At 62.7% G+C, this 9047-nt stretch carries 7 protein-coding genes and 5 pseudogenes; 7 read left to right on the plus strand and 5 right to left on the minus strand.

What is annotated here, in order from left to right; genetic code table 11:
* Nucleotides 1-230 precede the first annotated feature (230 nt).
* Nucleotides 231-845 carry a helix-turn-helix domain-containing protein gene (locus tag NKH59_RS32810; protein ID WP_353024367.1) on the plus strand — a complete coding sequence of 205 codons (615 nt, stop codon included), beginning with the start codon at nucleotides 231-233 and terminating at the stop codon, nucleotides 843-845.
* Nucleotides 846-879: 34 nt separating this feature from the next.
* Here NKH59_RS32810 and NKH59_RS32815 read toward each other — a convergent pair.
* The 3 genes and pseudogenes from NKH59_RS32815 to NKH59_RS32825 form a co-directional block, all read right to left on the minus strand.
* Nucleotides 880-1188: pseudogene (locus NKH59_RS32815) on the minus strand (ATP-binding protein); the annotation flags it as partial.
* A 355-nt stretch (nucleotides 1189-1543) separates the two neighbouring features.
* Nucleotides 1544-1627, minus strand: a complete 84-nt coding sequence (gene tnpB, locus NKH59_RS32820) for an IS66 family insertion sequence element accessory protein TnpB (protein WP_353024378.1) — start codon at nucleotides 1625-1627, stop codon at nucleotides 1544-1546.
* 416 nt (nucleotides 1628-2043) lie between these two features.
* A pseudogene (locus tag NKH59_RS32825) lies at nucleotides 2044-2524 on the minus strand (IS91 family transposase); the annotation flags it as partial.
* A gap of 691 nt (nucleotides 2525-3215) precedes the next feature.
* Here NKH59_RS32825 and NKH59_RS32830 point away from each other — a divergent pair.
* Nucleotides 3216-4199, plus strand: coding sequence for a reverse transcriptase domain-containing protein (locus NKH59_RS32830; RefSeq protein WP_353024368.1), 984 nt, complete (start codon nucleotides 3216-3218; stop codon nucleotides 4197-4199).
* 353 nt (nucleotides 4200-4552) lie between these two features.
* On the opposite strand, the pseudogene NKH59_RS32835 reads toward NKH59_RS32830, so the two are convergent.
* Nucleotides 4553-5269, minus strand: a pseudogene (locus NKH59_RS32835) (IS91 family transposase); the annotation flags it as partial.
* A 12-nt stretch (nucleotides 5270-5281) separates the two neighbouring features.
* Nucleotides 5282-6165 (minus strand): annotated as a pseudogene (locus NKH59_RS32840) (tyrosine-type recombinase/integrase).
* 318 nt (nucleotides 6166-6483) lie between these two features.
* Here NKH59_RS32840 and NKH59_RS32845 point away from each other — a divergent pair.
* The 5 genes and pseudogenes from NKH59_RS32845 to NKH59_RS32865 all read left to right on the plus strand — a co-directional run.
* Entirely contained in the window at nucleotides 6484-6972 is a 489-nt protein-coding gene (locus NKH59_RS32845; RefSeq protein ID WP_353024370.1) for a hypothetical protein, read from the plus strand.
* Between the two features lie 284 nt (nucleotides 6973-7256).
* Nucleotides 7257-7388, plus strand: a pseudogene (locus NKH59_RS32850) (integrase); the annotation flags it as partial.
* Nucleotides 7389-7471: 83 nt separating this feature from the next.
* Entirely contained in the window at nucleotides 7472-7720 is a 249-nt protein-coding gene (locus NKH59_RS32855) for a tyrosine-type recombinase/integrase (protein WP_353024371.1), read from the plus strand.
* 151 nt (nucleotides 7721-7871) lie between these two features.
* Nucleotides 7872-8648 (plus strand): tyrosine-type recombinase/integrase, encoded by a 777-nt coding sequence (locus NKH59_RS32860; protein ID WP_353024373.1) that lies wholly within the window; start codon nucleotides 7872-7874, stop codon nucleotides 8646-8648.
* Nucleotides 8645-9047 (plus strand): site-specific integrase (locus NKH59_RS32865; RefSeq protein ID WP_353024375.1); only part of this gene is annotated, 403 nt, incomplete at its 3' end. The genes NKH59_RS32860 and NKH59_RS32865, both read left to right, overlap by 4 nt.

Below are 9047 nucleotides of genomic sequence, written 5' to 3' on the forward strand. Positions count from 1 at the left end.
GAGAAGCGGCGCCATGTGGAGCTCGCACTCGAGCAGGCACGTTATGAAGCCGCCCATGCACGCCGCCAGTATGACGCCGTCGACCCGGACAACCGGCTTGTAGCAGGCGAACTGGAGCGACGCTGGAATCCGCGCTCGTAGCCGTCCGCGAGCGTCAGGACGAGCTTGACGCGCTCGACCGCCACAAGCCTGAGGCTCTGGGAGAAGAGGAACGGCGGAGCCTGCTGCGCATGGGCGCCGATCTCGAACTGGCATGGCATCATGCCAACGCCACCGCCACCACGCGCAAGCGGATCATCCGTGCCGTGATCCGCGAGATTGTCGTCGCCATCGAAGACGACCACATCAAAATGCTGGTGCATTGGCAGGGCGGCGACCATACCGCGCTTTCGGTCAGGAAGAACAAGGCAGGCCATCACCGTTGGGGCGCCCCGCCGGACATCGAGGACCTGATCCGTGCCCTGGCACGCCAATTGCCGGATAGAGCGATCGCATCGCTTCTCAACCGGCTCGGCAAAACCACGGGTCGTCTGAACGGATGGACGCAGTCCCGTGTCTGCACTTTCCGCAACCAGCACGACATCGCCGTCTACAAAAAGGACGAACGGTCGGAGCGCGGCGAGTATACATTGCAGGAAACGGCCGCGAAGCTCGGCCTGCGGCCAATGACCGTGCTGCGCATGATCCGCGCCGGCGATCTGAAGGCCGAGCAGTATTGCAAGGGTACGCCCTGGATCATCCGTCATGAAGATATCGAGCAACTCGATATCCAGCACCATTCCGGCAGGAGCGGACACAGTCCATTATCACAATCACAGGATCAGCAGATCCAGCTTTTTCAATAACATAGCGAGGTGTGCATTATGTCGTGGGATCGGTAGGTCCAAGCAACAGGACCGTGTCGCCATGAGCAATCCAGCGGCAGGTCGCCAGCTCCCGGATTTGGCGCTGATCCAGCGACGGCTGCGCGTCGAAGTCGAAGCCGTCGAGTTCGCGCACAAACGGGAACTGCGCGATCTTGCCTGCCATGGAGATGCGCCGCTCGTCGCGCCTCGCGATCTCGCGCGTCACCAGGAAGGCCAAAGCCTCGCGCAAGGTCATTTGCGAACGCGCCGCTTCGTCCAGCAGCGTATCGAGCTGATCCCGGATCGCGGTCAGCTTCAGCCGGTCGAGCATCGCGATCAGCATCTCGTGGTTGAGCTGGCTGACGACCCTCTCCAGCCGGCGGCGCGCCTCCTCGGACTCACCGAAGGCAGCCTGGTGCTCGGCCAGGGCCGCTTGCGTCCGGGCTACGAGCGCCTTCAAACGCTCGTTCTCTTCCTGGGGAACCATCAGATTCATCTGCTAAATCAATGAGAGCCGAGAACACCATCCCGCACAATGCGTCTGAGTCACTCTGCCGAATTCATCCGGCACGCTGTGGACGCCGCGCACGCTCGGGGCGAACCAGCCGCCAATCAAGCCCCTCGAACAAGGCGCGAACATCGCCGGCGACATGCGCATCACCCCGTCGCGATCCTGTGGGCAGACGAATTTCGAGCCCTCAAGCCGCTTTGTGAACGAGCACAAGGCCGATGCGATCCCAGACCAAAATCTTGATCCTGTCAGCCCTTTTGGCACGGAAGATGAACGCCGCGCCACCGAACGATTATGTGGCACGCCACATAATGCAGAGCGTTTTTAGCTTGCCGTCGCGCTGCAAGGCGGGTGGCGAGAGTGCGCTGGGGTGGATCGCGGCGGTGAGCTAAAAACGTGTTGGACTAAGCCGTCGGCACGGGTGGCCGCTATGGGTTTTCAATTGGGGCCGCACCCATGAACAGGGATCGCGTGGCGGTGCGGATGCGTCGCGGACGCGGCGATTGAAGGCGTGGCGTGCGCCGAAAGCGGCACGGATAGCGGTTCCGGCATGTGAGGATCGGCACCGCGCCCTGCCTGGGAGAGGTTGCCGGTGATGACAGCGCACACTTTTGCGGGACCGGCTCAGTGTGGCTTCCAAGCGGGCCGGCGCGATGCTGGTGGCCATAGGAAGGCGACGTCCCTGCTTCATGACGTGTCCTGGTATGGCGGGTGTCCGGTGACGCAGTCGAATGTTTCGATGATGATCATCTGGCCTTGACGACAGGCGGGGCATTGCCTGAGGGAATGCCCGGTGAGGGCCTCGTAGCGGTCGCGGTAGTCCTTTGCGGATCGGCTGTCGGACGGCTCGGGAACCGGCATGCCGAGCAGGTCACGACAGCAGGCGAGCTTTTGCGCGCGATAGCGATTGCCGAGGAAGCCGTAATAGCGGATGCGATGGAAGCCCTCGGGCAGGACGTGTAGCAGGAAGCGACGAATGAACTCATCGGCCGCCACGGTCATGACCTTCTGCCCGACTGCCGTGCCGATAGTCCTTCCAGCGAAAGGCGACCGCGCCATCCTCGATGGCGACGAGGCGATTGTTGGAAATGGCGACTCGGTGCGTATAGCGGCCGACGTAGTCGAGGACCTGTTCGGGTCCGGCGAATGGCGGCTTGGCATAGATGACCCTTGCGACAGGCTAAGCCCTGGAAAGGAGAATGGAATGTAGATCCTGAAAGCTTTCGAAGCGATCCAGAGGGTTCGACCCCCTCCCGGCAAAGGCGCAGCCCGCCAGCCGGAAGCGAGTCTTGCATGGGCGACGGCAACGTCGCTCGTGAAGCGTAGTCAGCGGATGCTGAAGCCATGTGTCAGCCTCGAGATTATGCGCATGCGGAGGCCTTCAGCGTGGGTAGCCCGGGGGCAGCATCGTCGGAACCGCCAGGGCGAGGTTCTGGCGGCTCGGCCGGGGTCTTGGAGCAGGGCAAAGGCATGGGATGGATCGCCAGGGAAACTGTGAGATCCCGCTCGCGTCCACAAGCGAAGTACGCCGGAACAGGGACCGCCGGTTGACCATGGGTCCAGGCTCGATGAGCGTCCTCCACGCTCATCGGGAGCGCCTCGGCGAGCACAAACATGGGAGGCGCATGTGGGGCCTGTGACCGAAACTATAAGGGAGCAGGTATGCGTGAGCGGGAAGTCGTAGCGCCTTCATAATAGCGGTGAAGACGGGGAACTGGGCTCACCGGGACCCGACGGAGCGAAGGGAGGCGTCATGTGTAGAGAACCGTTGACCTGAAACGTGGGAGGGGGCTCTGAACCCCACAAACCTCTCTACGAACCGACAACGGATAGCCGAACTGGCGAGGACGAAACGGGGTGTGGCGCTGTGCTCCCTCCACCATGTCATCGATCTGGACTGGATGAAGGAGGCCTACCGGCTCACCCGCAAGGATGGTGCCCCTGGCATCGACGGCGTCATTGCGGCGGACTATGAGGTGAACCTGGAGACCAGACTTCTGGACCTCCTGGAGCGCATCAAGTCCGGCCGATATCGTGCGCCGCCGGTCCGGCGGGCCTATATACCTAAGGCGGATGGGTCGCAAAGGATGCTCGGCATTCCGACGTTCGAGGACAAGGTGGCGCAACGCGCCATTACGATGGTGCTGGAGACCGTCTATCAGGAGGATTTCTACCCCTGCTCGTATGGGTTCCGACCGGGCCGCTCGGCCCATCAGGCGCTCCGCAACATGCAGAACGTGCTGTGGGCAAAGCGGCTCTATTGGGTGATCGATCTCGACATACAGAAGTACTTCGACTCGATTCCGCACTCGCACCTCCGGGCGATCCTCGACCAGCGAGTCACGCACGGCCTCATCCGACGGATGATCGATAAATGGCTGAACGCAGGAGCCGTCGAAGACGGTCTTCTGCGCCGAGCGGCCGAAGGATCCCCGCAAGGAGGCGTAGTCTCGCCCTGCCTCTCGAATATCTTCCTGCACCATGTGCTGGACGAATGGTTCGAGACCGAGGTGCGGCCTCGGCTCCGTGGGGGCTGTACCATTGCCCGCTACGCCGACGATGCGCTTGATGGCGTTCGACAACATCGTCGACGCCCAGCGTGTCCTGGCAGTGCTGGACAAACGTCTTGGACGGTTCCGGCTTACGCTCCATCCCGACAAGACGCGTCTCGTCGACTTTCGCCCGCGAAGGACGGAGAGCACACGGCATCCGGAGACGGATGGCACCAACTTCGACTTTCTCGGCCTGACCCACGTGTGGGGACGGTCGCGCAGAGGCAAGGACATGGTGATGCAAGTCACGGCCAAGGGCCGTTTTGCTCGTGCGCTGGCTGCGATAAGTGACTGGTGCCGGAAACACCGGAACTGGTCGATCCGGGATCAGCATCGCCATCTCTCGTCCATGATGCGGGGCCACTTCGCCTATTATGGCGTCGGGGGAAATGCTCGGCGATTGCGATGGTTCGCCCACCAGGTCGTGAGGATATGGCAGACTGGCTATCTCGGCGAGATCGTCAAAGCGTGTTCCGATGGACTCGCCTTAACGAAATCCTGAAACGCCATCCGCTGCCGCCGGCCAGGATTCTTCATTCGTTTGCCACCGTGAGCGAAACTCTACCATGAGGAACCGGATGCGGGAAAACTGCACGTCCGGGTCTGTGAGAGGTGGGGGCAGTAACGCCCCCACCTACTCGGCACTCGGCCTTTCGTAGCGGCGCCAAATAGCGCCGGAAGGCATCGCGCTTGCTCAAGGCCTGCAAGTCAGAGAAGAACTTCAACTGGCCGGCGTTGAAGGCTTTCTCCAGGTGCTCTAGAAACAATCGTCGGAACAGGCGCGAGAGCACCCGGACCGGCAAGAAGAAACCGGGCTTGCAGGCGGCCCATCGATCGCCGTCGGCAGAAAGGCCGCCACCTGGGACGACGCAATGCAGATGCGGATGATGAAGCAGGTTCTGGCCCCAGGTGTGCAGCACGGCGAAGAAACCGATCTCGGCGCCGAGATGTCGGGGGTCGGCGGCGATCGTCCGCAACGTCTCCGCGGTGGCGCGAAAGAGCAGGCCGTAGGCGAGTGCCTTGTTCTGATAGGCAATGGCGGCAATGGGCTCCGGCAGCGTGGAGACGACGTGAAAGTATTGGGTGTCGAGAAGCTCGGCGCGACGATCCTCCAGCCATTGTGCTCGGGCCAGCGATTGGCAGCGGGGGCAATGCCTGTCGCGGCAGCTGTTGAAGGCGATGCGCCGGTGGCCGCATTGATCGCATGCTTCGACGTGCCCGCCGAGCGCGGCGGTCCGGCACAGTTCGATCGCCGTCATGACGCGGCGCTGGGCGGTCGACAGCGACGCTTCATGCTGTGCGCGATAGGCTACGCCGTAGCAGCGGAAGATATCCGCCACTTCCGGCCCCGAGCGGGCCATTGCCGCGACCGCTCAGAAGTACTGCGGCTTGGCAGGCGGCGGCACGGTGGACGCCGGACGCGGCAAGAGCTCGAAGGGGCTCGACGTGGCGCAGACCTTGTTGGTGGCAATCCGCAGGTAATGGGCGGTGGTCGCGAGACTCCTGTGACCGAGCAGCAGTTGAATGGTGCGCACGTCGGCACCGGCCTCCAGGAGATGGACGGCGAAGGCGTGGCGCAAACTGTGGGGCGTGACCGGTTTGGACAAGTCGGAGAGGTCGCGCGCTTTCGCGCAGGCGTGTCCCACCGCATCCCTGGTGATCGGCTGGTCGGCACGATCGCCGGGGAAGAGCCATTCCTTCGGTCGCCGCATCTTCCAGTAATCGCGCAGGATCTCCAAAAGCTTGGGCGACAGCATCACGTAGCGGTCCTTCTGGCCTTTGCCCTGCTCGACGCGGATGACCATCCTCTGGCTGTCGATGCCCGTGGGCTTCAGCTGAACCGCTTCCGAGATGCGTAAGCCTGCGGCATAGCAAGTGGTTAGGATGGCGTGGTGTTTGACGTCGAGGACGCAACCGAGGAACCGCTGAACCTCCTCGGGACTGAGGATGATCGGCAGCTTCTGCGGCTTCTTGGGAAGCGGCAGGACCTCTTCAAGCGCCCAATCCCTCTCGAGCGTCACCTTGTAGAGAAAGCGCAGCGCCGCAATGGCGGTGTGAATCGAGCCGGGCGACAGCTTCTTCTCGTTGGCCAGATAGACCTGATAGGTCCGAATATCCTCTCGCCCGAGCAAGTCCGGAGACTTGCCGAAGTGGCGGGCAAATAGCGAGACCTGTTGCAGATACGACAGCGCTGGGTGTTGAGCGCGAAGTTGCGCACCGCCATGTCCTCGCTCATGCGCTGGCGAAGGTGAGTCATGACAAGCTCCTTTGTCCGATGGAATGGCTGCAAGCAGCCACTCCATGCTGACGCAGTCCGAGCTTGTTGTGGACACATGACCACCAGCGCGACAGACGACGCGATCAAGACCACGCCGGCGGCACACACCCTCCTTGCCGCTCCGCAATCGCGGAGCGGGTTAGTCCAACCGTTCTTATGCGTCGGGCGAGATTATGTGGCGGAGCCGCCCTGACGCCCGTCAGGGCCGGCCAAACCCAGCTTGCCTCCGCCACATATTATTTCGTGTCTCTCTCACGAGCGCGGGATTCCCCTGCGCCGCAATGTCGGAGGGGCAGGATGCTCGAGTTCTATTTTTCGTATCGTGGGGTGCTCAAGCGCCTGCGTAGCGGTGCGTTCGGTGGCGAGATGGATCGCATCGCGAAGCATTTTTTCACGCTTGGTTACAAGCGAGCGTCCGCCAAGATTTACCTGAGCCGCATAGCGCGCTTTAGCCAGTTTGCCGGGCCGCGCAGTGGTCCGATGCCGATCCATCAAGATGTCATCGATAGCTATTTATGCACGTTTACTACGGATACTCCGCGCATTGGGGCAGGATCGGCGCTGGGACACGCACGGCGAGTGGCTCCTGAGCGTTTCATTGTTTCCGTTCCAAGTGTAGAGGATGATCCGGTTGCCCCACTTCTGGCTTCCTTTTCGGACCTATCTGCGCAGGGTGCGGGGCCTGGAGCCGAAGACCCGCGAAGGCGTTCTTCTGGGCGGCCGCCGCTTTCTGGATTGGTTCCGCCATCACCATCCCGGCCAAGACCTCGAGGCGTTGACGGCTGAGCACGTCCTCGCCGCCGTTGAGCATCGGCTGTCGCTATCGGCGACCTCCGCCACCCGCACGGCGGCGACCTCTCACATCCGAACATTTCTTCGGTTTTTGTGTTGGGCTGGGCACCACGACAAAGATCTTGCCTGCGTCGTCCCAAGGACGCCCCATTGGCGTTTGCGCACTTGCCGCCGCGCCTTGCATGGGATGACGTTCGGCGCGCAATTGATGCGATCGGCGCAACGACGCCGGTCGACATCGCGATCGAGCCGTCCTCCTGCTACTCGCCACCACGGGCATCCGCAACGGCGAGCGACGCGCCATTCAGCTGCAGGATATCGACTGGCGTGCTGGCGAGGTTTTTGTCCGGCGCATCAGGGGCAAGCGTGATCGCGTGGTGCCGCTTCTCGAGGAAACCGGCGCCGCGCTCGCCGACTACATCCTGCGCGCTCGACCGAAGGTGGATGGTCCGTATCTGTTCCTGTCCTTCACGCCGCCCGTAGGACCGTTCAAGTGCGCGTCGCCTGTTCGAGGATCGTACGGAAGCGGTTGCGGCATGGCGGGGTCGAACTCGGGCGGGTCGCAGGTGCGCATCTCCTGCGCCACAGCCTTGCCACCCAACTCGTCAGGCAGCGAAGGCCGATCAACGAGGTCGCCGATCTTCTCGGGCACCGGAGCATCAACACAACGGCGCTGTACGTAAAGGTCGCGGCCTCGCAGCTCGCCGAGGTCGCACTCCCTTTTCCGGGAGGCGTCGCATGACCGCCTTTGCCCGATTCCTCGGCGAGAAGGCCGAGCGTTACATCGAACTGCGCCGCTCCCTTGGCTACGGCTTCAGCAAGCAAGCCGGCACGTTCGGGCTTTCGTCCGCCACGTTGAGCGCGCTCAGCTCGATGCCCCCGCCACTCGAGCGATGGCGCTGGATTTCGCCTTGTCATTCAGCGGCGCCGCCAACAGCCGCGCCACTCGCCACGGCGTGCTCCGCCCGTTTTACGAGTATCTCGCCGTCTATGAGGTCCGAACCGAGGCCTTGGAGCGCAGAGCTTTCCCCAGATCCAGAGCGATTCCGCCTCCGCGTATTCTCAGCGAGGCTGAGTTGGCGTCGCTCATCGACGCATGCCATCGCATTTCGCCGGAGGTTCCTCTCAAGGGCCGGACCATGGCGACGCTGATCGGATTGTTGGCGAGCTCGGGGGTGCGATCGGGCGAAGTGGTCCGGCTTGATCGTTCCGACGTCGATCTGGCCAACGGGGTCCTCCTCATTCGGAAGACGAAGTTCCGCAAGGACCGTCTCGTTCCAGTTCACACGACAACCCAAGGTGCCCTTGGTTGCTATGCCTGTGAGCGTGATGCCGCTTTTCCCACGCCCAAGGACCAGGCCTCCTTCCTCAGCTCCCGAGGCAACCGTCTGTCGGCGACTGGGCTGCAAAACGGCTTCGCTAAGGTCCGCAAGCTCGCTGGCCTTGATGACGGCAAGCCTTTGAGACCGCACGATCTCAGGCACCGGTTCGCCGTGACCCGTCTTAGCCTCTGGCACGAACAGCGCGCCAACGTTCAGGCGCTTCTGCCTCTGCTTGCCACTTATCTCGGCCACGCCAGCTACAGCGACACGGCCTACTACCTCACTGGCTCTGCGGATCTTCTCGCTATTGCGGCGGAGCGCGCCTTCCTCGATGAAGGTGCAGCATGAGCGAACACCTGCTGCTGGCGCCGCTCCTGGAGTCCTACTTTCGCCGGCGCCTGACCAAGCAGCGCAACGCGACTCCCGCGACCGTGGCCAGCTATCGCGACGCCTTGCGCATGCTGATCCTTTTTGCCGCCGCCCGGTTGCGGAAGAAGCCGGCGGCGTTGACGCTCGAAGAGCTTGATCGAGACCTTGTTCTCGCTTTTCTCGACGAACTCGAGGAGAAGCGGAACAACTCCATCCCCACGCGCAATGCCCGCCTGGCCGCGATCCGATCTTTCTTCCACCACGTCGCTGCCGCCGACCCGGCGTCCTTCGGCGTCGCCCAACGCGTGCTGACGATTCCCATTAAACGGACGCACATTGAGGTGACGTACCACCTCACCACGGCCGAAGTGGACACCC

Origin of the sequence: Mesorhizobium sp. M0998, assembly GCF_040318885.1 — a bacterium.
Taxonomy (GTDB): Bacteria; Pseudomonadota; Alphaproteobacteria; order Rhizobiales; family Rhizobiaceae; genus Mesorhizobium.

Coding starts and splice junctions, on each gene's coding strand:
- NKH59_RS32810 (WP_353024367.1), top strand. CDS start 231: ATGGGCGCCGATCTCGAACTGGCATGGCATCATGCCAACGCCACCGCC.
- NKH59_RS32860 (WP_353024373.1), top strand. CDS start 7,872: ATGGCGCTGGATTTCGCCTTGTCATTCAGCGGCGCCGCCAACAGCCGC.
- NKH59_RS32845 (WP_353024370.1), top strand. CDS start 6,484: ATGCTCGAGTTCTATTTTTCGTATCGTGGGGTGCTCAAGCGCCTGCGT.